Source organism: Actinosynnema sp. NPDC053489 (assembly GCF_044544865.1).
GTDB lineage: Bacteria > Actinomycetota > Actinomycetes > Mycobacteriales > Pseudonocardiaceae > Actinosynnema.
The window spans coordinates 79,909-100,451 of sequence record NZ_JBITXT010000016.1; the positions used below are offsets into that span (position 1 = coordinate 79,909).

The following is a 20,543-nucleotide window of genomic DNA, read 5'->3' on the forward strand; positions in this document are numbered from 1 at the left end:
CGGCCGGCACGCGCACACCGACCGCCCTACGGTGGTGCGGTGGACGAGGTGCGGGGTTGGTCGCAGCTGCACGAGCACGACGTGTCCGGCAACCGGGTCGCCGTGGGGTGGATCAAGCTCGTCCACGTGCTGGCCCGCGGCCTGCTGCCGGTGCCGCCGGACGTCCTGTCGGCGGCGGGGGTGGTGGTGGCCGCGGGCGCGGTCGGGGTGGCGGCGGCGGGCGGGCGGTGGGCCCTGCTCGCGTGCGCGCTGGTGGTGGTGTCGGGACTGCTCGACGGCGTGGACGGGGCGGTGGCGCTGCGCACGGGCCGCGCCCGCCCGCTGGGGGCGGTGGTGGACGCGGTGGCCGACCGGCTCTCCGACGCGTGCCTGGTGCTGCTGCTGGTCGTGCTGGGCGGCCCGGGGTGGCTCGCGGTGGCGGTGGGCTGCTCGCTGTTCCTGCACGAGTACGCCCGTGCCCGGGCGCAGGGCGCGGGCATGACCGGCGCCGGGGCGATCACGGTGGCCGAACGCCCCACGCGCGTGGTGATCGCGGCGGTGGCGTGCCTGGGCGCGGGGCTGTGGCCCGGCGGCACGCCGTGGACGGGCTGGTCGTGGGGTGCGGTGTGCCTGGTGCTGTGGGCGGTCCTCGCGGTGGTCGGCGGGGCGCACCTGGCGGTCGCGCTGCGCCGGGAGCTGCGCGACCGCGTCACGCCGGGCCGATGAGGTCCGCGGTGATCCTGGCGGACATGGCCACCAGCGGCAGCCCGCCGCCGGGGTGGGCGGAGCCGCCGACCAGGTAGAGGCCGGGCACGGGGCTGCGGTTGGCCGGGCGCAGCAACGCGGCCCGCGCGCCGTTGGACGACGAGCCGTACAGGGCGCCGCCGACCGAACCGGTGTCGCGCTCCCAGTCGGCGGGCGTGCGGACCTCGCGCCACAGCAGGCGGTCGCGCACGTCGTGGCCCCGTTCGGCGAGCACGTCCAGCACGTGGTCGGCGTACCGCTCGGCGACCCCGGGCGCGGTCCAGTCGACCTGGCCCTGGCGCGGGGCGTTGACCAGCACGAACCACGCTTCGTGGCCGTCGGGCGCGACGGCCGGGTCGTCCGGGGCGCACACGTAGACCGTCGGGTCGACCACCGGACGCGGGCGCGGGCCGAACAGCGCGTCGAACTCGGCGTCGTAGTCGGCGGGGAACAGCACGCGGTGGTGGTACGGCGCCGGTGAGCGCCCGCGCAGCGCCAGGAGCAGCACGAACCCGGACAGGGACGGCACCGCGCGGGCCAGGGCCCGACGCGGCCCGCGCGCCCGCCGGTCGGTGAGCAGGTGGCCGTACAGGTGTCGCGCGTCCGCGTCGGACACCACGACGTCGGCGGGCACCACCGCCCCGCCCGCCACGGTGACCCCGCCGCCCGCCGCGCGCACCGCCGTGACGCGGGCCCCGAACTCGAAGCGCACGCCGAGCTTGCCGCAGTGCGCGAACAGGGCGTCACCGAGGCGTCGCAGGCCGCCGCGCACGTACCAGCCGCCGTAGCGCTGCTCCACGTAGGGCACGACGGTCATCAGGCCGGGCAGGCGGCGCGGGTCCGAGCCGCTGTAGGTGGCGTAGCGGTCGAGCAGCATCCGGGCGCGCGGGTCGGACAGCCGCCGACCCACCCCGCGCAGGGTCCGCCACGGCGCGAGCGCCCACAGGTCCCGCACGCTCGCCGACCTCCGCACCAGGTCGCCCACCCCGTTCAGCGGGCGCTGGAGCACCGGGTCCCCGACGAGGTCCCACAACCGGGCCGCGTCCGCCATCAGCCCGGCCCACTCCCGCCCTGCGCCGCCGCCGAACGCCGCCTCCAGCGCGCCGGGCACGGCGGCCGGGTCGTGCGGCACGTCCACTTCGGACCCGTCGGCGAACCGGTAGTGGCACGTGGGGTCGACCGGCACGACCTCCACCGCCGCGTCGAGGTCCCCACCGGTCTCGGCGAACAGGTCGCGGTAGACCTGCGGCAACGTCAGCAGCGACGGCCCGGTGTCGAACGCGAACCCGTCGCGGCGCAGCTCGCCGAGCTTGCCGCCGTGCGTCCCGGACTGCTCCAGCACCGTCACCTCGTGCCCGCCTGCGGCCAGGCGCGCGGCGGCGGCCAGCCCGCCCATGCCCGCGCCGATCACGACGACCCGTGCCATCAGCGGCTCCTGTGCAGCGGTCGGTTCTTCCACGTCAACGTCCCCGCGCGCCGGGCGCGCCAGGAACGGGCGAGCAGGCGCAGCAGCACCCCGATCGACACGGGGTGCGCCAGCGCGTCCGGCCACGCCCGTCCGCCGGTCCGGCGGGCCGTCACCACGCGCCCGGCGACCGCGGCCGCGTACCCGAGCAACCCGACCCGCGACCCGGCCAGCGCGGCCACCGGCGGCAGCACGAACGCCCACCCCAGCAGGGCGGCGAGCAGCACCGCGTTCACCGGGCCGCCGGTGGCCGCCCACAGCGACTTCTCGTAGCCCGCCGCGACCTCGGCCCACCCCTCGTACATGCGGCACCGCGCCACGCCCGACCCGTCGGCCACCGCGCCCCGACCCCCGGACCGCTTCACCGCCCGCATGAGCGCGATGTCGTCCAGCACGGCGTCCGCCACCGCCTCGAACCCGCCGCAGCGGCGCAGGGCACCCGCGTCGATGACGAAGAACTGGCCGTTGGCCGCGCTCAACGACTCGCGCGACGACCGCTCGGCCCACCGCAGCGGCAGGAAGACCAGCCAGGACCACTGCAACAGCGGCTGCACCAGGCGCGTCGGCGCGTCATCGGCCAGTTGGCGCGGGAACGGCGACACCGCGTCGAGCCGCGCCGACCGCAGCAGGTCCACGGCGGCCGCCACCGCGTGCGGCTCCAGCACCACGTCCGCGTCGACGCACACGAGGACCCGGCCGCGCGCCTCGGCGGCCAGCCGCGCGCACGCGCCGGGCTTGCCGGGCAGGCCGTCCGGGGGAGGGGAGCCGGTGAGCAGCCGCACCCTGGGGTCACCGGCGACGACGGCGCGCACCACGTCGGCGGTGCCGTCGGTGGACCCGTCGTCGCAGACCAGCACCTCCAGGTCGGGCACGCCCCGCTGCGCCAGCAGCGACCGCAGCGTGGGCGTGATGCGGTCCGCCTCGTCCCGGGCGGGCACCAGCACCGACACCGGTTCCGCGCACGGCGGCGGGTCGGCGGTCGGCGCGCGCACCAGCCGCGCGTTGACCAGGGCGTGCGCGGTGCCCAGCGCGGCGATCGCCGACCCGCTCGCGACCAGGGCACTCAGCGCGCGCCTCACCGGTGCGCCCGCCACAGCGCGACCGCGAACGGCACCGCGACCAGGCCCATCAGCAGCCCGCCCACCAGCGACGAGCCGGGTCGGCCGAAGAACGCCGCGTGCGCCCACACCGACGAGCCGTAGGTCCACAGGTACAGCGCGGGCGCGGGGCCGTGCCGCAGGTCCACCCCGCCGGTGCCCTCGCCGACCAGCACGTGCAGCGCGCCGGTGATCAGCGCGGCGACCAGCAACCACCCCGCGAAGTTCGTCAGCGGGACACCCGCGACGCCGGGCAGCGCGGGCACCGGGTCCGCCCACGTCCAGTGGCCCGCGTCGACCATCTGCGGGTCGAGGAACACGTCCCAGGACGCGAGCGCCCACGTCGCGACCGCCACCACCGACCAGCGGCCGCCGGGCAGCCGGTCGCCCAGCGCCCGCCCCACCAGCAGCGCCGGCCAGGCCATCATCACCCACGCCATCGGTACCACCACCGGGACGCCCGCGAGCTGCGCGCCCAGCGTCCCGGTGTAGGCGTACTCGCCGAAGGGGAAGCCGGTGTGCACGCCCACCGCCTCGGCCGCGAGCCCGCCGCCACCGGCCACCAGCACCAGCAGCCCGGCGGCGCGGACCCCGAACCGGGAGGCCGCGTCGAGCACCGACGCCGCGCAGAACAGCACGACCGAGAGCACCGTGGTCGGGAACCGGTCGGCCGGCTCGGTCACCGAGTAGACGATCTGGGCGAGCACCACGCCCACCGCGAACGACCAGGCCGCGACCGGGGCCGCGCGCACGGGGAGGCGGTGGGCCACACGCGTCGACATGTCCAGGAACCTAGTGGCCGTCACCCGATGGGGCTTGATGAGCGGGGCGATCGCTCATCATGCGTGCCCGATCCGGCGGTGTGAGGATCGGCGGCATGAGCGAGTTCCCCGGCCTGCCCCTGCTGCTGCTCACCGGCCGGGAGGCCCCGCCGTCGGGCCGCGACCGCCGGGCGCACCTGCTGCCCGCGCGTCCCGGGCGCGCCCGACCCGATCGCGGGCGGGAGCCGCGCGTCGCCGTCGTCGGCGGGGGCATCGCCGGGGTGGCCGCGGCGGTCGCGCTGGCCGAGCGCGGCGTGCGGGTGGTGCTGCACGAGCGGCACGACCAGCTGGGCGGCCGGGTGCGCGGGTGGACCACCCCGACGGGCGAGACGATGACGCGCGGGTTCCACGCCTTCTTCCGGCAGTACTACAACCTGCGCGCCCTGCTGCGCCGCGCGGACCCCGACCTGACCCGGATGCGGCCGGTGGCCGACTACCCGCTGCTGCACGCCAACGGCACCCGGGAGAGCTTCGCGAAGCTGCCGCTGACCCCGCCCTGGAACGTGGCCGGGTTCGTGCTGCGCAGCGACACGTTCAGACTGCGCGACCTGGCCAGGATGGACACCCGCGCGGCCACCGCCCTGTTCGACGTGTCGCTGCCGCGCACCTACGCCGAGCTGGACGACGTGGACGCCGACGGGTTGCTGCGCGACATCCGCTTCCCGGACGCGGCCAGGCACCTGGCGTTCGAGGTCTTCTCGCGCAGCTTCTTCGCCCACCCCTCCGCGCTGTCGGCCGCCGAGCTGGTCACCATGTTCCACATCTACTTCCTGGGCTCCAGCGAGGGCCTGCTGTTCGACGTGCCGGCCGACCCGTACCCGGCGGCGATCTGGGAGCCGATGCGCGAGCACCTGACGGCGCTCGGCGTCGAGGTCCGCACCGGCAGCGCGGTCGAGCGGGTCACCCGCCGCGCCGACGGCTGCCGGGTGTCGGCGGGCGGCGAGGAGGACGTGGACGCGGTCGTGCTCGCGCTGGACGTCAACGGCCTGCGCGCCCTGGTCGAGGCCTCGCCGGACCTGGTCACCCCGGAGTGGCGCGCGGGGATCGCGGACCTGCGCACGACCCCGCCGTTCCTGGTGAGCAGGCTGTGGCTGGACCGCCCGGCGCGCCCCGACCGGGCGCCGTTCCTCGGCACCAGCGGCTTCGGGCGGCTGGACAACGTCAGCGTCCTCGACCACTTCGAAGGGGAGGCGCGGGCCTACCGCGACCGCACCGGCGGTTCGGTGGTGGAGCTGCACGCCTACGCCCTGGAGGAGGGCTGCGACCGGGACGAGGTGGTGGCCACGCTGCTGCGCGAGCTGGAGCTGGTCTACCCGGAGCTGACCGGGGCGCGGGTGGTGCAGGCGGAGCACGTGCTGTCCGCCGACTGCCCCCTGTTCGCGCCGGGGTCGTTCGCCACCCGACCGACCGTCACGACCCCCGACCCGGCCGTGGTGGTCGCCGGCGACCTGGCCCGCGTGGACCTGCCGGTCGCGCTGATGGAACGCGCCGCCACCACCGGGTTCCTCGCCGCCAACGCGCTGCTCGCCGGGTGGGGCCTGCGCGGCCACGACCTGTGGACGGTGCCGAACCGGGGCCGCTCGGCGCTGCTGCGCCGCGCGGCCGGCCGGGTCAGGGAGAAGGCGCGGACCTGAGGCGCACCGGTCGACGCGGTGAGGGCCGCACCGGGCACCTGCACCTACCTCGATCGGGTACTGCCGTCGCCCGGGCCGGGGACGCCACGATCCGCCATCCCGGGCACCGGTGGGCCGCCTGCCCCATGATGTTCGTGCGAACGGGCGGGTGGAGGTGCTGGTCGTGGCGGTCGAGGACGAGGTGGACCGGCGGCCCGTCGCGCGGGTGGCGGTCCGGCGGTGGCAGGTCATCGCGGCCGTCGCCGTCGCGGTGGCGGCGCTGGTCTACGTGCTCGCGGTGTGGACGACGGCGGGCCAGGATCTCGAGAACGCGGCGCTGCGGGGCGCGGACCAGGTCGACGAGGCCCAGGTCGGCGAGGCGTGGGGTGCGCTGGACGAGATCACCCTGTACTCGCTGGCGGCGGCCACGGGGCTGATCGCGCTGGTCGGCGCGTTGCGGCGGCGGTGGGACCTCGTGGTCGCGTCGGTCGGCGTGATCGCGCTCGGGCAGGTCGTCGTCCAGGTCCTCAAGCGGTTCGTGCTGGTCCGGCCCGCGCTGGTGCAGGTGACGGGTGACTACACGCACAACAGCCTGCCCAGCGGGCACACGGCGATCGCCATGACCGTGCTGTTCGCCGCCGTGATCGTCGCGCCCTACCGGTGGCGCGGCGTGGTGATGCTCGTGGTGCTGCCGTGGGCGGTGGGCATCGGTCAGTACACGCTGACCGCGAAGTGGCACCGGCTCAGCGACACCCTCGCCGCGGACGCGATCGCCCTGGCCGTGGCGGCGCTGGCGTCGTGGTGGCTGGCGCGCCGCGGGGCGCTGCACCGCTACGAGGGCCGCCGCCGGGTCGGCCGGGTCGTCATCGGCTCGATCGCCGCGGTGTCCGCGCTGGTCGGGCTGGTCCTCGGCGGCATCCTGTGGGGCGTGCCCCTGGTCCGGGTCGGCGCGGCCGGGGCGGCGCGCGACTACGAGTGGGCCGTCTACCTGGGCGCGGGGTCGTTCGCCTCGGCCGGGTCGATCACCGCCGCGCTGGTCTTCCTCCTCTCCTGGCGTCGCCTGGCGACCTGACGGACCGCGGCGCGGTTACTCCGGGTGCGCGCTTCGCGGCTGCTCACAGGCTGGTTCGGTCGTCGCTCCTCGGGTCGCCGACGACGACGCGGTCGTCGTACAGGCCGGACCTGGCGGTGCGACGCCACGGCCGGGCCAGTCGGACGGCGACGTCGATGTCGGGGTCGGTCGGGTGGCGGTCGAGTTCGGCCACGGCGATGCCCGGTCGACCGTCGTCGGTGCAGCGTGCGACCCAGCGCCCGCCCGGCGCGACGAGGCCGGCCGGCGCCGTGGCGCTGAACTGGGCCGGCACGGAGTAGCCGAGCCAGTAGTCGTAGAGGGTGCCGTACGCCTGGGCGACCACCGCTCGGGGCGCGTCGTCGACCATCACCGACACCAGCACGCAGTCCACGTCCAGCGCTTCGTACTCCGCGAACAGCTCCGGGAAGTTCACCTCGATGCACAGGGCGCACCCGATGCGGAAGCCGTCCACCTCGAAGACGAGGGGTCGCGTGCCCGGCGTGTACATGAACCGGACCTCGGTGTCGGACAGGAAGCGCTTGTCGTAGCGCCCCACGAGCCGACCCCGGTCGGAGACGACGTAGAGGCTGTTGTGCGGGCGGTTGCCCCCGGAGAGCCGGTGGGGGGAGCCGAAGACCGTCCAGATGCCCAACTCACCGGCCAGCCCGACGACCGCCTCGGCCTCGTCGCGCATGACCTGCCACGCGGCGCGGGTCCAGTCGGCGTCACCGATCCGGTCCGGGCCCGTCGAGGACAGCACTCGCTTGCTCGGGTAGGTGATCGCCCCCTCGGGGAACTGCACCAGCCGGGCCCCGGCCGCGCTCGCCCGGCGCATGAGGTCGCGGATCTGCGCCCCGCCGGCACGGATGCCGTCGGGATCGGTCGGGTCCTCCGGCACCGTGCTCTGCGCGACGGCCAACCGCAGTGTGCGGGACATGGCACGAGCGTAGGGCACACCCTCTGGGCGGGGCCGGTTTCGCGCCGGTGGACGGGTACCCCGGTCGGATCGCGATCGCTGTGCCACGATCGCCGCGTGGACGAGGCCGAGGTCGTGATCGCAGCGGAGTCGGGGATACCGGTGGACGAACTGCTCGTGCTCTACGGGTCGGTCGGCTGGTCGGCCTACACCGACTCGCCCGAGGTGCTCGGAGCCGCGGTGGCCGGCGCTTCCCTCGTGGTGACCGCGCGCCGGGGTGGGAAACTGGTCGGTCTCGCTCGCGCCCTGTCCGACGGGGCGACCATCTGCTACCTGCAGGACGTGCTCGTGCACCCGACCGCGCACCGTCGCGGGATCGGCCGTGCCCTGGTGGAGGCGGTGCTGGACCGCTACCGCGCGGTCCGGCAGAAGGTCCTGCTGACCGACGACGAGCCCGGCCAACGCGCCTTCTACGAGAGCCTGGGCTACGCCGAGATCCGCGACCACGGATCCGGCGCGCTGCGCTGCTTCGTCCGCTTCGACGACGGCATACAAGACCGACACCGAAGCCACGTGATCGGACCGCCGTGATGCGGGAAGGTGGCAATCCGACGATTACTTGGACCGCCTCCAACCGCGACGTCGCCCGTCACCGCCGGGATCGGATCATCCCCACCCGAGCGGAGTACGTCCCGATGCGCCGCGCCACCTCCGCCCTGGTGCGGTTCTACGACCTGATCGAATACGCCAACGGCGAAGAACTCCCGCCGACCTTCCGCGACAGCACCGCCTACCGCTCGTTGGTGGAACCGATCACCGACGCCACCACCTTCACCAACGACCTCTGCTCGGCGCACGAGGAACACGCGCGAGGGGAGACCTACAACCTGCCGACCGCCCTGCGCCACCACCACGGCTACACCTGGCAGCAGGCCGCCGACGCCACCGCGGTCCAGGTCCACCACCACGTGCACGCCTTCGAGCGCGCCCGCCGGGCACTCCCCGCGGAAGCCGCCGCGGAACACCGCTGGGCCCTCGGCCTGGCCGAGTGCACGGCCGGGAACCTCGCCTACTTCCGCACCTCCCACCGCTACGCCACCCGAAGCGGGGACCACCCCTCCCGGCCCTCGTGATTCCGGGCGGCCAGGTCGTCGGTCGCGCGTTCAGGGTCGCCGATCGGTGCCGCGGGCCACTGTACGATTCGGACGGACGAGCATGGGGGGCGACGTGAGCGGTACCAGGGTGTTGGTGACGGGGGCGAGCATCGCGGGGCCGGCGCTGGCCCACTGGTTGCGTCGGCGCGGAGCCGAGGTGACCGTGGTGGAGCGGGCGCCGGAGCTGCGGCCCGGCGGGCAGGCGGTCGACGCGCGCGGCGTGGCCAAGGAGGTCATCCGGCGCATGGGGCTGGACGCGGTGGTGCGCGCGGCGTGCACCGACACCGCCGGCGCGCACACCGTGGACGCGGACGGCCAGGTGCTGGAGACCTTCAGCGCCGACGACGACGGTGGCGACGGGTTCATCGCGGAGATCGAGATCCTGCGCGGGGACCTGTCCCGGGTGCTCTACGACGACACCCGCGACGACGTCGAGTACGTGTTCGGCGACCGGATCGCCGGGCTCACCCAGGACGCGGACGGGGTCGACGTGGTGTTCGCGGGCGGTGACCGGCGGCGCTTCGACCTGGTGGTCGGGGCCGACGGGCTGCACTCGTCGCTGCGGGCGGCGGTCTTCGGGCCGCACGAGCGGTTCGTCCGCCACCTCGGGCACGTGCTGGCCTTCTACAGCCTGCCCAACGAGTTCGGGCTGGACCGCTGGCTGCTCGAGTACCAGGACCGGGAGTCCGGGCGCTCGGCCCTCCTTCGCCCCGTGCAGGACGCCGCACTGGCGATGGCGGTGTTCACCTTCCCCTCGGCCGACTTCGACGTCGACTTCCGCGACGTCGCGGCCCAGAAAGCCCTGCTGCGCGAGCGGATGGCCGGCCTGGGCTGGTTGACCCCGCGCATCCTCGCGCACCTGGACGACGCCCCGGACTTCTACCTCGACCAGATCGCCCAGGTCGTGATGGACCGCTGGTCGAGCGGCCGGGTGGGGCTGCTCGGGGACGCGGCGTTCAGCTCGTCGCCGATGTCCGGGCAGGGCACCGGGCTGGCCCTGGTCGGCGCCTACCTGCTGGCCGGTGAACTGGCCGCCGCCGGGTGGGACCCCACCGCCGGGTTCGCCCGCTACGAGGCGCGGATGCGCCCGTTCGTCGAGGCCAACCAGGAGATCGGCCGGCTCAACGCCCGCAGCCGCGACGTCCCCGGGCCGGACGCCGGGCCGGCACCCGACTTCACCGGCGAGTGGTTCGCGGACCTGGTCGACCGCGTGCTCAACGGCGTCGAGCTGCCCGACTACGCGGGGGTGCCCGACTCGCGGGCCCGGAGCGGGTCGCAGGCCACCTCCTGACCCCGCTCCGGGCGAAGGGCGGCCCGGCCCGCCGTGAACGACGAGCCGGACCGCCCGCGATCCCCGGGAACGCTCAGAACTCGACGCTCCAGGCGTCGAGGTAGCCCACGTCCTGCGGGCCGACGTCCTGCACCCTGAGCTTCCAGATCCCGTTGGCCGGCTCGGACGACGCGTCCACCACGTAGGTGGTCAGGATGTTGTCCGCCGAATCCGCCGACGAGGACTTCAGCCGGTACGCGGAACCGTCCGGGGCCACCAGGTCCAAGACCAGGTCGCCGCGGTAGGGGTGCTTGATGTCCACGTTGACCTTCAACCCGGCCGGGGCGTTGCCCGCCTGGCCGGAGACGGTGACCTGGCTGGTCACGGCCGCGCCGTTGTCCGGGATGTCGAGGTTGTCGGTGTTCTCGAACCTCTTGCCCGTGGGCGGGGTGGTGCCGCCGGTCTGCTGGTTGATCCACGCGACGTTCGCGGCGATGCCCGTGTACAGGGTCGTCGTGGCGCACTCGCCGTTGTTGTCGCCCGGGCCGTGCGTCTCGCCGACCAGCGTCCAGTCGCCGCGCGTGCCGACCAGGGCCGGGCCGCCGGAGTCGCCGTGGCACGCGGAGTGCGTGCGGTCGCCCGAGACGCAGACGTCGGTGGCCGTGCCGCCGCCCGCCGCGCACCGGCTGGAGGCCAGGACGGTCAGGTCGATCTCCTGGAGCGTGGTCGGGTTGACGCACGAGGGCCAGCTCGTGCAGCCGTAGCCGATCAACCGCACCGGGCTGCCCGCGGCCGGGTTGGCGGTGGCCATCCTGACCGGGGTGTAGGTCGACGCCTGGGACAGGTGCATCAGCGTCAGGTCCGTGCCCGAGCGGTTCACCACGCGGTCGACGCTGCGGACCTCGCCGCCGGAGCTGCGGGTGTTGGACCCGAGCCGGGCCGAACCGGCGCTGCCGCAGTGCGTCGCGGTGACGATCCACTGCGGCGCCACCAGGCTGCCTCCGCAGCCGTTGCTCATCTGGGCGTGGAACGGGTAGACCTCGGTGGCGTTGTGGCCGCCGATGACCTGGACCTCCACCGGCGGGTCGTCGGGCGCGGCGAAGGCGTCGTGGCCTCCGCCGGCCACCAGCGCCAGGGCCGCGCCGATGACGGCGGCACGGCGCAACAGGCGAGCGCTTCTCATGGGTCTGCCTCTCGATCGCGCGACAGGGGCCGCGCGGGCACCGGGAAGGGCGGGTCCCGCGCGGGCGGCCCGGGTGCGCGTACCCGGGTCACCCCTGCACCATCGCGCGTCCGCGGCCCGGGAGGTCATTCAAGGTTGGTATTCGCCGCGTTTATGTTCGACAGAAAGGACATAAGCGGAAAACGGCGGGTGTGCCCCGATCCGGGACGCACCCGCCGTTCCCACCTCCACTAGCTGATCGTGAAGTCGTCCGCGTAGATGGACGGCTGGCCGTACCAGCCGTGCACGTAGACGGTGACCGTGCCGGACGCACCGGTGGTGAACGGGACGGACAGCTGCGTCCAGTCGCTCGCCGACGTCCAGGCGCTGGCGGTCGCGCCGCCGCTCACGCCGACGAACGCGTAGTTGCCGCGCACCCAGGCCTTGAGCGTGTAGGCCTTGTTCGGGGTGAGGGTGACCGTCTGCGACGCCTGCCCGTTGCCCGACCCGTTCGGCGTGACCTGGAGCGCGTGCGTGCCGGAGTGCGCCGGCGTGCCGACGATCGCGTCACCGGGGGCGGTCCACGGCGCCAGCGCGCCGGTCTCGAAGTCGCCGTTGACGATGACGCCGTCCGGCACCGTGCCCTTGACCTTCACCGTGAACGAGGCGGAGTGCGTGGCCGAGGGGCTGGTGCCGGTCACGGTGAACGCGTAGTCGCCGGGCACCGCCGTGGCCGCCGCCGCGACGGTCAACGTCGCCGAACCGCCCGCGGTGACGCTGGAGGCCGACAGGGTCGCCGTGAGGCCGGTCCGCGCGGGTCCCGCCGTCAGGGACACGGTCTCCGCGGTGCCGGAGGCCACCGCCGTGGCCACGGTCGCCGTGGTCGAGCCGCCGGGGTCGATCGCCGCGGACGACGGGGAGACCGCGAGGGTGAAGTCGTTGACCGGGTTCGGGTTCCCGCCACCGCTGAACGGCGCGAAGATCCGGGTGAAGTCCCACGTGCCCTGCGCGATGCCTGAGCAGTTGTCCGCCGCCGCGCCGCCGGGGCAGCCGCCGTTGTCGCGCTGGAGCGCCCAGAACGACAGCGTGTTGATGCCCTTGGCGACCGCCCAGTCGTACACGGTGCGGGCGTCGGCGAGCTGGAAGGTCTCGGCGGGGCCGTAGTCGTCCACGCCGATCATCTCGGTGACGCCGACCATCGCCCACCGCTGGGCCTCGGTCTTGCCCGGCCACAGCGAGCCGAGCTGGTTGACCAGGCCCTGCGCGGCGGTCTTGGTGTCGTTGGCCATCTGGTGCTGCTGGCCGTCGTAGTAGTCGAACGTCATCAGGTTCACGACGTCGATGCGGGCGTTGTTGGTGACCGCGTTGCGCAGCACGGCCAGGCCGCTGGGCGCGAGGCCGGTCGGGGTGGTGGGCAGGGTGTAGGAGAACTGGATGCTGCGGCCGTTGGCGGCGGCCCAGTCCTGGGTCAGCTTGATCGCCTTGTTGCGGCGGTCGATGCCCGCCGCGTTGTCCAGCGACTCGACCTCGATGTCCAGGTCGATCCGGCTCACGTCGTAGGTGGTGATGACGCTCTGGAACGCGGCGGCGATCTTGTTCACGTCGGTGCAGCTGTCGGCGATCTCGGTGCCCTCGTGGTCGGCGGTGTAGCCGCCGAACGACGGGATGGCGTCACCGCCGTTCGCGCGCAGCGCGTTGATCTCGCTGCCGAACACGCCCGACGAGACCGGCATCGCGGTGTCGCCGTTCCACAGCGGCGTGCAGGAGCCCTTGGTCGCGGTCTGGAGGAAGGCGAAGGTCAGGTACTTCGCGCCGGACTGCTGTGCCAGGGTGGCCGGGTTCTCGCCGGTCCAGGCCTCGAAGTAGGGGGCGAAGACCCGCGCGGGCAGCGGCTTGGCCGCCGCCTTGGCCGCCGCGCCGGCGGCGGTCGGGATGAGGGACAGGGAGGTGAGCAGGGCCACCAGGAGTACCAGGACTCTGGTCGGACGCATGTGCGCTCCAGCAGGGGAAGGGACGCGGGCCCGGTGGGGCCCGGCGGTGGCGACCGGCCATCAGAATTGGACTAGACCATGTGGCTTGTCAAGACGTCTCGCGGTATGCGGCTTACGTCGTGAAATGTCCGCTCTCGGGCGAGAAGTCCAGTGTTGGGTCCATTGTGGACTACAGGGATCGGCGCGGTCGACGACGGCGGGTGCCAGGGTGCTCGCGCAGGTTGTGGTCCACCCCGGTCGGGATCGCGCGGCCGGGGCCCGTGGTGCCCGCTCGGCGAGGGCTCGGGCGAGGGCTTCGGTGGTGGCGCAGGGCACTTGGACGTCGTTGGTGCCGCAGGTCGGCAGGACCCGGGTGTCGGGGAGTCGTGCGGCGGTGGTCGAGGGCGAAGCGCAGGGCGACGACCCCCTGGCGGTCGAGCGCGGCGGCGAGCGGGGGCAAGGTGTGGGGTGTGATCGCCGGGGGTTGGTTCCCGTCGCGGTCGGTGGGGCCGCTGCCGGGCGGCGTGCCGCAGGTCTTGGTGCCCTCGACGGTGAACACGACCTCACCGGTCGAGGGCCGGGACTCGCCGCGGGGTCGCCTCGGCGGCGGTCGGGACGAGGAACGCGGTGCCGGCCGGTAACGCGGTGAGCGCTGTTCGGCGCTGGGGCACGGGTGGGACCTCTCGGGTGGGCGGATCGGAGGTCAGCGGCGGTGCGTGGCGCCTTCGACCAGTTCGACGGTGGCGCGCGGGTCGTCGACCTGGAGCACCAGGCGGGCGTAGCGCTCGTCGGCCAGTTCGATGACGACGGCGTCGGCGGGGTCGCGCACGTCCCAGAACACGCGGTCGCCGTCGAGGTGGAAGGTCCCCGCGGTGATCACGCCGGGCACGTGGGCGCCGGGGGCGCGGATGCCCTTGGGCTCCTTGGCGATCCCGGGGTCCGCGGTGGCGCCCCGGACGTTGGCCAGGGGGATGGTCAGGGTGCTCTTGAGCGCCCAGAGCTTGTTCAGCCCTTCGATCGTCACGACCAGGTCGTCACCGTCGATGTGGACCTTCGCCATGTCGTGCTCCTCGCTGTTCGGGGGGAGGGTCAGGGGTGGTGCCGGTCCGGCCCGGCCTTGGAGCGCAGGCTCAGCCCCAGCAACGCCGCGGTGGCATGGGGAACGGACGTGACCGCGGCCAGCGCCCCGTCGAGCGCGTTCAGCGCCCGGTCGACCTCGGCGGCGGCCTCGTCGTCCACGGGAGCCCGCTCGGCCGTCGCCAGCAGCAGGAACCCCAACCCCGTCCCGGTGGTCGAGGCCAGGCGCGAGGCCTCCTCGAAGTCGCCGGCACGCCTGATCGACTCGGCGAGCGGACCGACCTCGTGCTCCACGTACCAGCGCAGCGCCGCCAGGTACAGCCCGCGCTTGCTGCCGAAGGTCTTGTAGAGGCTGTTGCGGTGCACGCCCAGGTGGGTGACCAGGTCGTCCACCGACACCCCGTCGTACACGCGGCTCGCGAACAACGCCGCCGCCGCCCGCACCACCTCGGCCTCGTCGAATCCCCTGGGTCGACCCATGCGCCAACCGTAGACGGTTGAGGAACGATTGGTCAAGAACGATCGTTCCTCAACGGGCATCGATGAGGTCCAGGTCGGACCGGACCGTCGTCAGGGCGTGGGACTCACCGTCGCCCGGCGCGGGTGCTCCGCTTCGGCCGGTCCGCGCCGGGCGAGGTCCTGCTCCGGCGGAACCGGAGAACGCCGCCGGCATCGTGCGCTGGGGCAATCCGGACAACTCGCGACCGCGTCGTCGCCCTTGTCGCGGGGAGCGGTCGGCCCGTATTGGGGAAGAGGAATCCGCGATGCCTCCAGTAGTGTGATCGACCGGTTCCGGACCGCCTGTCCCGGCATTCACGTGGAGGTCGCCCATGGCTGGCGGGGTCGTCGAGGACATCAGGCGTTTCGCGGCCGCGTTGGTCGAGCTGGGAGTGGCGCGGCCGGACGAGGTCCTGGGCTGCGGCGCGGACGAGCTGCGAGCGGTTTCGGACCGGGCGGGTGGTTTCCCCCTGCCCGCGCACTACCTGGCGTTCCTGCGGCTCATGGGGCGAAGGGCGGGCAGGCTGTTCCGGGGCACGGACGTCTGCTTCCCCGAGCCGGTCGAGGCCAACGACCACGCCCGGGAGTTCCACGCGCAGGACCCCCGGCTCGAACTGGCCGACCGGTTCTTCTTCGCCACGCACCAGGGTTACCAGTTCTACTTCTTCGACCGGGCGTCACCGGACGCCGTGTTCCTGTACACCGAGGGGGAAGAGGAGGCGCGGCCGATGGCGCCGACATTCCTGGAATTCCTGTGGCAATCCGCGAGGGCCGAGGCGATCGGCTCCACCACGGGCCTGTAGGCGGCGGCGCTCCGTCCCGCGTGCCGCGGAACACCCCACCGCGGTGCGTGCGGGTGCCTCCGAACGGGTTAAGATGCAGTCCTGCTCGGCCACGGGGCCGAGGTGGTCTGACCCGCCGGCGCGCGGGCGATCCGAGGCTCGAAACCTCCAGCATCCCCTTCATGCGGAAGCCGGAGGCTTCATCGTGTCCGTCCCCGTGCCCTCGCCCGACCCGCGGCGCTGGTGGGCTTTGGCCGTGCTCTCCCTGACCCAGCTCGTCGTGGTGCTGGACGCCACGATCGTGAACGTCGCCCTCCCCCGGGCGCAGGAAGACCTGGGCATGAGCGACGCCCAGCGCCAGTGGGTGGTCACCGCCTACGTCCTGGCGTTCGGGGCGCTGCTGCTGCTCGGCGGCCGGGTCGCCGACTACTGGGGCCGCAAGCGCGGCTACATGGTCGGGATGCTCGGGTTCGGCGCCGCGTCGGCGTGGGGCGGGCTCGCGCACAGCCCCACCGAGCTGATCCTCGCCCGGGGTCTGCAGGGGGTGTTCGCCGCCCTGCTCGCACCGGCGGCGCTGGCCCTGCTGACCGTCACCTTCCCGTCCGGGCGCGAGCGCGGCACCGCCTTCGCCGTGTTCGGCACCGTCGCCGGGACCGGCGCGGCGGTCGGCCTCGCCCTGGGCGGCGTGCTCACCCAGTTCGCGGGCTGGCGGTGGTGCCTGCTGGTGAACATCGTCTTCGCGGTCGTCGGCCTGGTCGGCGCGCTGGTGTTCGTCTCCGAGAGCAGGGCCGACGGCGACAACCGGTACGACGTCGCCGGCGCCGTCACGGTCACCCTCGGCCTGGGCGCCCTGGTCTACGGGTTCACCCTCGCCGAAGCCGGCTGGGCGAACCCGTGGGCGATCACCTCCCTGGTGCTGGGCCTGGTGCTGCTCGCCCTGTTCGTGCGGGTCGAGTCCCGGGCCGCCCAGCCCCTGCTGCCGCTGCGCGTGGTCCGCGACCGCGTCCGCGCCGGGGCGCTGCTCATCCAGGCGATCGTCGGCGCGGTCTTCATCGGGATGACCCTGTACCTGGCCTTCCACCTGCAGATCGTGCTCGGCCTGAGCCCGCTGCCGGCCGGGTTCGCCGCCCTGGGCATGACGGTCACGACCATGGTCACCGCGCCGGTCGCGGCGAGGCTGTTCGCCAGGTTCGGCGCGCGCGTGCTGATGACCGCGGGTCCGCTGATCGCCGCGGCCGGGATGCTGTACCTGACGCGCGTCACCCCGGACGGCGGCTACTGGGACCAGGTCCTGCCCGGGCTGCTCGTCGCCGGGGTCGGCATCGCCTGCACCATCGTCCCGCTGCAGAACGTCGCCCTCACCGGCGTCGCCCCGCACGACGCGGGAGCCGCCTCGGCGCTGGTCAACTCGGTCATGCAGATCGGCGGCTGCATCGCCCTGTCCGTGTTCACGACCATCTACGCCGCCAGGACCCAGGACGCGCTGGGAGAGGGCGACTCGCCCGCGGGCGCGTTGACCGAGGGCCACGCGGCCGTCTTCCTCGCCACGGCGGTCCTCCTGGTGCTCGCCGCCCTCGTCGCCGCGACCACGCTCCGCGGGCACCGCGCGGCACCGCACCACGCGGCCCAGGACGAACGGCTCACCCACACCGGGTGATCCCGGGGGGCACGTGTCCGGTGCCGCACCCGGGCCGGTGCCCACTCGCGCGACGACCCGTTCGGGTGTGTGCGCGGGTGGCGCGGCCCGGTTCGCCTTACCGTGGTCGCCGACAGGTGGCGGTCACCGGGCGGTGATCGCGCCAGGGTGAACGGAAAGGCGCGCCATGCGAGTGCTGTGCTGCGTGACCACCGCTGTCTCCCACGCCAGGGCGCTCCTCCCGGTGGCGCGCGCCCTGGCGTGCGCGGGGCACGAGGTCCTGGTGGCGACCACGGTGCCGCTGCTGCGCGTGTTCGACGGCGAACCGTTCCCCGCCCGCCCGGACCTGCCACCGCTGATCCCCGACGTGAGCCCGGCCCTCGCCGAGGCGGGCCGGGGCGTCGAGGAGGACGAGGTCACCCTCGCCCGCAAGGTGGGCGTCCGCCTCTTCGCCGGTCCGCACGTCATCGAGGGGTACCACGCCCTCGCCGCGGTGGCCGAGCGGTTCCGCCCCGACCTGGTGCTGCGCGGCGAGGCGGAGTTCGCGGCCGTGCTGCTCGCCGAGGACCTCGGTGTGCCGCACGTCCCGGCACCGGCCGGCAGCGCCAACGCGCTCCTCCCGGACTACCTGCTCTTCCTGCTCAACGCGCGCAGGCGCGAGCTGGGTCGACCGGAGTGGGACGACCTCGAACCGCTCCACCGCCACGGGCGGCTCGACTTCATGCCCGCGTCGTACTCGTTCGCACCTCCCCACCTGCCGGAGGCGATCACCTGCCGGCAGCCGGACGCGATCGACCGCGCCGAGGTCCTGCCGGACTGGGCCCTCGCACTGCCCGCGGACCGCCCCCTGGTGCTGGCGTCGTTCGGGACCGTCATCTCCGTGCTGCACGCGCAGGCCGTCGACCCGTTCACGGTCGCGGTGCAGGCCGACACGCGGTCGGCCCTGCTGGCCGTCGTCGCCGCGCTCGCCGAGATCGACTGCGTCGGCGTGGTCGCCACCGGCGGCCTGATCCCGGCCGACTCCCCGGTGCCGGAGAACGTCCGGCTCGCCGACCACGTCCCCCAACTCCTGCTCCTGCGCTGCGCCCGGCTGTTCATCACCCACGGCGGCTACAACGGCATCCGCGAGTCGATCGCGGCCGGCGTGCCGATGGCCGTGCTGCCCCAGTACGGGGACCAGTTCGCCAACGCCCACCGGGTCCGGGAACTCGGCCTGGGCCTGCACGTGACCGACCGCTCGGCGGGTGGGATCGCCGCGGCGTGCCGGACCCTGCTGGACGACGCGGCGGTGACCGCGCGAGCCCGGCTCGCCCAGCGCCACATGCTCGCCCTGCCGCCGGTGGAGACCCTCGTCCCGCGCCTGGAGCGGATCGCCGCCGGGACCGGTGCCCCGGTGCCCGCGGGCATCGGCGCTTCCCCGGTCCCGTAGCGCGGGCCCGTGCCGTCAGCCCGACGGCACGGCCGCCAGGACCGAACCGCGGACCGCGTCCACGAGCCCGACCGGGTCCGCGGGCAGCCGCTCGTCCCGCCAGGCGACGTGGCCGTCCGGGCGGACCAGCACGAACGGGCACGCGTACAGCCGCGCCACCTCCGGGTCGTCGCACTCGACCACGCGCAGCGGGACGCCCCGCGCGTCGAACGCCTCCCGCACCTCCCGGGTGCCCCGCGGGTCGTGCTCGAAGCACAGGAGGACGAACCCCTCGCCGAACACGTCCAACAGGGACACACCCGGTCGCAGCCAGGCGTGCGCGGCCCGGGAACCGGGGTCGCTGCCCGGTCGCCACCGCGGCGTCAGGTCGGCGCCGGTGCCGATCACCAGCGGGGACCGGTAGCGGTAGCCGAAGTGGACCTCCGGGTTGTCGAACTCCTTGTTGGCACCACTGGCGCGCAGCCGTTCGGCCATCTCCGCACGGCGCCGCTCGCCCTCCGGCGTGGCCGCGCGCAGGTCGACGGGCAACTCTCGGGTCAACGTCCGCTGGAGGTGCCGGTTGGCGGCTTCGAGGCTGTCGAGCGCGACGGGTCGCCGCTCGGCCTCGTAGCTGTCCAGCAGGTGCTCCCCGCCCCAGCCGCGGAGGTGGGCGGCCAGCTTCCAGCCCAGGTCGGCGGCGTCGGCGATGCCGATGTTCATGCCGAACCCGCCGGACGGCGACACGGTGTGCGCGGCGTCCCCGACCAGGAAGACCCGGCCGTGCCGGTAGCGGTCGGCCACCCAGTGGGTGAGGTGCCACTCGTCGTCGGCCACGGGTTCGACCGGTGTGTCGAACGCGATCGCGTCCCGCAGCAGCGCGGTCGCGTCCGCCGTCAGCGCCGGGCCGGACACGGTCAGGTTGAACAGCTCCCGGCCGTCCATCGAGCGCAGCGGGTAGCGCAGCTCGTTGGAGAGCATGAGGAAGTACACCATGGCCGGCCGGTGGCCGTGCTCGCGCAGGTGACGGGTCAGCTCCGGCGCGCGGAACAGGATGTTGCGCAGCACCTTGGCCTCGTGCCGCGCCGGCGCGTCGATGCCGCACCAGCGCCTGACCGGGGACGAGGCGCCGTCGCAGGCGACCAGGTACCGGGTCCGGACCACGCTCGTCGTGCCGGTGCCGAGGTCGGTGACGTGCGCGGTGACGCCGTCGTCGTCCTGGGTGAACGAGTCGAGCCGGTGGCTCAGCAGCAGCGGGCCGTCCGGTGCCCGGCCCACCGCGCCCACGAGCAGCGGCTGGAGCCAGTGCGCGGGGCAGACCTGGTCCGGCTCCGGCGTGTGCCGGAACTCCGGGCGGGTGGCGGCGCTGCCCCGTTCGAAGCGGTGCAGCTCGCGCCCGCCGACCTGCGTCACCCAGGCGATGTCCAGCGGGTGGTCCGGCGGCCAGCCCGCGGCCCGGATGTCGTCGGCCAGCCCCCACCGCCGGAACAGCTCCATGGACCGCGGCCCGATCGTGCTGACCCCGGGTTGGGGGACGCGTCCGTCCCGCCGTTCGACGACCAGGTGGTCGACACCGCGGTAGCGGAGGTCCAGCGCCATCGCCAGGCCCACCGGGCCGGCTCCGACGACCAGGACGTCCGATTGGCGGGTCGAGGGCGGGGCACTGCCTGCGGGCACGGGAGCCACCTCCGGGCGTCGTCGTGATCGGTCCGCTCCTGCCGTCGATTCTGCTGGCCCCGCCGGGTGCGCACACCTTCGACCATCCGATCGGGTAACTGCTGAGACGCATTTTGTGTCCACTGAGGACAAAAGAATCGCGGGGGCGGTGTTCTCCGGGTGACTCCCCGGACTCCGCCAACGCCGGTTCCGCTGTGTGACCGGT

Annotated in this window: 19 protein-coding genes; 10 read left to right on the forward strand and 9 right to left on the reverse strand. The window is 74.2% G+C overall.

The genetic code is table 11. The annotated features are described in order from the left end of the window. Positions 1 to 39: 39 nt before the first annotated feature. Positions 40 to 705, forward strand: coding sequence for a CDP-alcohol phosphatidyltransferase family protein (locus tag ACIGNX_RS29775; RefSeq protein ID WP_396544138.1), 666 nt, complete (start codon positions 40 to 42; stop codon positions 703 to 705). Here the strand turns inward: ACIGNX_RS29775 and ACIGNX_RS29780 are convergent. The 3 genes from ACIGNX_RS29780 to ACIGNX_RS29790 are packed head-to-tail and all read right to left on the reverse strand — an operon-like array spanning position 689 to position 4,067. Next, complete coding sequence (locus tag ACIGNX_RS29780; RefSeq protein ID WP_396544139.1) at positions 689 to 2,149, reverse strand: phytoene desaturase family protein; 1,461 nt, start codon at positions 2,147 to 2,149, stop codon at positions 689 to 691. The two genes, ACIGNX_RS29775 and ACIGNX_RS29780, sit on opposite strands and share 17 nt — an antisense overlap. Next, positions 2,149 to 3,267 carry a glycosyltransferase gene (locus tag ACIGNX_RS29785; protein WP_396544140.1) on the reverse strand — a complete coding sequence of 373 codons (1,119 nt, stop codon included), beginning with the start codon at positions 3,265 to 3,267 and terminating at the stop codon, positions 2,149 to 2,151. Before ACIGNX_RS29785 ends, ACIGNX_RS29780 begins: the two co-directional genes overlap by 1 nt. Then, on the reverse strand, positions 3,264 to 4,067 hold the full coding sequence (locus tag ACIGNX_RS29790; protein ID WP_396544141.1) for a carotenoid biosynthesis protein: 804 nt from the start codon (positions 4,065 to 4,067) through the stop codon (positions 3,264 to 3,266). Before ACIGNX_RS29790 ends, ACIGNX_RS29785 begins: the two co-directional genes overlap by 4 nt. Before the next feature lie 95 nt (positions 4,068 to 4,162). Here ACIGNX_RS29790 and ACIGNX_RS29795 point away from each other — a divergent pair, with 95 nt between their 5' ends. Then, positions 4,163 to 5,740 carry an FAD-dependent oxidoreductase gene (locus ACIGNX_RS29795; protein ID WP_396544142.1) on the forward strand — a complete coding sequence of 526 codons (1,578 nt, stop codon included), beginning with the start codon at positions 4,163 to 4,165 and terminating at the stop codon, positions 5,738 to 5,740. A gap of 163 nt (positions 5,741 to 5,903) precedes the next feature. Next, positions 5,904 to 6,791 carry a phosphatase PAP2 family protein gene (locus tag ACIGNX_RS29800; RefSeq protein ID WP_396544143.1) on the forward strand — a complete coding sequence of 296 codons (888 nt, stop codon included), beginning with the start codon at positions 5,904 to 5,906 and terminating at the stop codon, positions 6,789 to 6,791. Positions 6,792 to 6,834: 43 nt separating this feature from the next. Here the strand turns inward: ACIGNX_RS29800 and ACIGNX_RS29805 are convergent, their stop codons facing one another. Next, positions 6,835 to 7,728: a carbon-nitrogen hydrolase family protein gene (locus ACIGNX_RS29805; protein ID WP_396544144.1), complete on the reverse strand. Its 894-nt coding sequence runs from the start codon at positions 7,726 to 7,728 to the stop codon at positions 6,835 to 6,837. 96 nt (positions 7,729 to 7,824) lie between these two features. On the opposite strand from ACIGNX_RS29805, the gene ACIGNX_RS29810 reads away from it, so the two are divergent. From ACIGNX_RS29810 to ACIGNX_RS29820, 3 genes are all read left to right on the forward strand, one after another. Then, positions 7,825 to 8,298, forward strand: a complete 474-nt coding sequence (locus ACIGNX_RS29810) for a GNAT family N-acetyltransferase (RefSeq protein WP_396544145.1) — start codon at positions 7,825 to 7,827, stop codon at positions 8,296 to 8,298. Further along, positions 8,298 to 8,840, forward strand: coding sequence for a terpene synthase family protein (locus ACIGNX_RS29815; protein WP_396544146.1), 543 nt, complete (start codon positions 8,298 to 8,300; stop codon positions 8,838 to 8,840). Before ACIGNX_RS29810 ends, ACIGNX_RS29815 begins: the two co-directional genes overlap by 1 nt. Before the next feature lie 94 nt (positions 8,841 to 8,934). Continuing rightward, on the forward strand, positions 8,935 to 10,152 hold the full coding sequence (locus ACIGNX_RS29820) for an FAD-dependent monooxygenase (protein ID WP_396544147.1): 1,218 nt from the start codon (positions 8,935 to 8,937) through the stop codon (positions 10,150 to 10,152). A 73-nt stretch (positions 10,153 to 10,225) separates the two neighbouring features. Here ACIGNX_RS29820 and ACIGNX_RS29825 read toward each other — a convergent pair whose 3' ends face one another. Together ACIGNX_RS29825 and ACIGNX_RS29830 are read right to left on the reverse strand one after the other, a co-directional pair. Continuing rightward, the gene (locus ACIGNX_RS29825; RefSeq protein WP_396544148.1) at positions 10,226 to 11,314 is read right to left on the reverse strand and encodes a trypsin-like serine protease; all 1,089 of its coding nucleotides are present in this window, start codon (positions 11,312 to 11,314) and stop codon (positions 10,226 to 10,228) included. A 230-nt stretch (positions 11,315 to 11,544) separates the two neighbouring features. Continuing rightward, positions 11,545 to 13,284: a carbohydrate binding domain-containing protein gene (locus ACIGNX_RS29830; RefSeq protein ID WP_396544149.1), complete on the reverse strand. Its 1,740-nt coding sequence runs from the start codon at positions 13,282 to 13,284 to the stop codon at positions 11,545 to 11,547. 449 nt (positions 13,285 to 13,733) lie between these two features. Between ACIGNX_RS29830 and ACIGNX_RS29835 the strand changes: the two genes are divergently transcribed. Beyond that, complete coding sequence (locus ACIGNX_RS29835; protein WP_396544150.1) at positions 13,734 to 13,904, forward strand: hypothetical protein; 171 nt, start codon at positions 13,734 to 13,736, stop codon at positions 13,902 to 13,904. A gap of 62 nt (positions 13,905 to 13,966) precedes the next feature. On the opposite strand, the gene ACIGNX_RS29840 is transcribed toward ACIGNX_RS29835, so the two are convergent. Continuing rightward, positions 13,967 to 14,323: a hypothetical protein gene (locus ACIGNX_RS29840; RefSeq protein ID WP_396544151.1), complete on the reverse strand. Its 357-nt coding sequence runs from the start codon at positions 14,321 to 14,323 to the stop codon at positions 13,967 to 13,969. Positions 14,324 to 14,352: 29 nt separating this feature from the next. After that, positions 14,353 to 14,820 carry a TetR/AcrR family transcriptional regulator gene (locus ACIGNX_RS29845; RefSeq protein ID WP_396544152.1) on the reverse strand — a complete coding sequence of 156 codons (468 nt, stop codon included), beginning with the start codon at positions 14,818 to 14,820 and terminating at the stop codon, positions 14,353 to 14,355. Between the two features lie 350 nt (positions 14,821 to 15,170). Between ACIGNX_RS29845 and ACIGNX_RS29850 the strand changes: the two genes are divergently transcribed. The 3 genes from ACIGNX_RS29850 (at position 15,171) to ACIGNX_RS29860 (ending at position 18,685) form a co-directional block, all read left to right on the forward strand. Continuing rightward, positions 15,171 to 15,641, forward strand: coding sequence for an SMI1/KNR4 family protein (locus tag ACIGNX_RS29850; protein ID WP_396544153.1), 471 nt, complete (start codon positions 15,171 to 15,173; stop codon positions 15,639 to 15,641). Between the two features lie 184 nt (positions 15,642 to 15,825). Beyond that, entirely contained in the window at positions 15,826 to 17,277 is a 1,452-nt protein-coding gene (locus ACIGNX_RS29855) for an MFS transporter (RefSeq protein ID WP_396544154.1), read from the forward strand. Between the two features lie 184 nt (positions 17,278 to 17,461). After that, positions 17,462 to 18,685: a glycosyltransferase gene (locus ACIGNX_RS29860; protein WP_396544155.1), complete on the forward strand. Its 1,224-nt coding sequence runs from the start codon at positions 17,462 to 17,464 to the stop codon at positions 18,683 to 18,685. Positions 18,686 to 18,700: 15 nt separating this feature from the next. Here the strand turns inward: ACIGNX_RS29860 and ACIGNX_RS29865 are convergent, their stop codons facing one another. Then, positions 18,701 to 20,338, reverse strand: coding sequence for an FAD-dependent monooxygenase (locus ACIGNX_RS29865; protein WP_396544156.1), 1,638 nt, complete (start codon positions 20,336 to 20,338; stop codon positions 18,701 to 18,703). Positions 20,339 to 20,543: the final 205 nt, after the last annotated feature.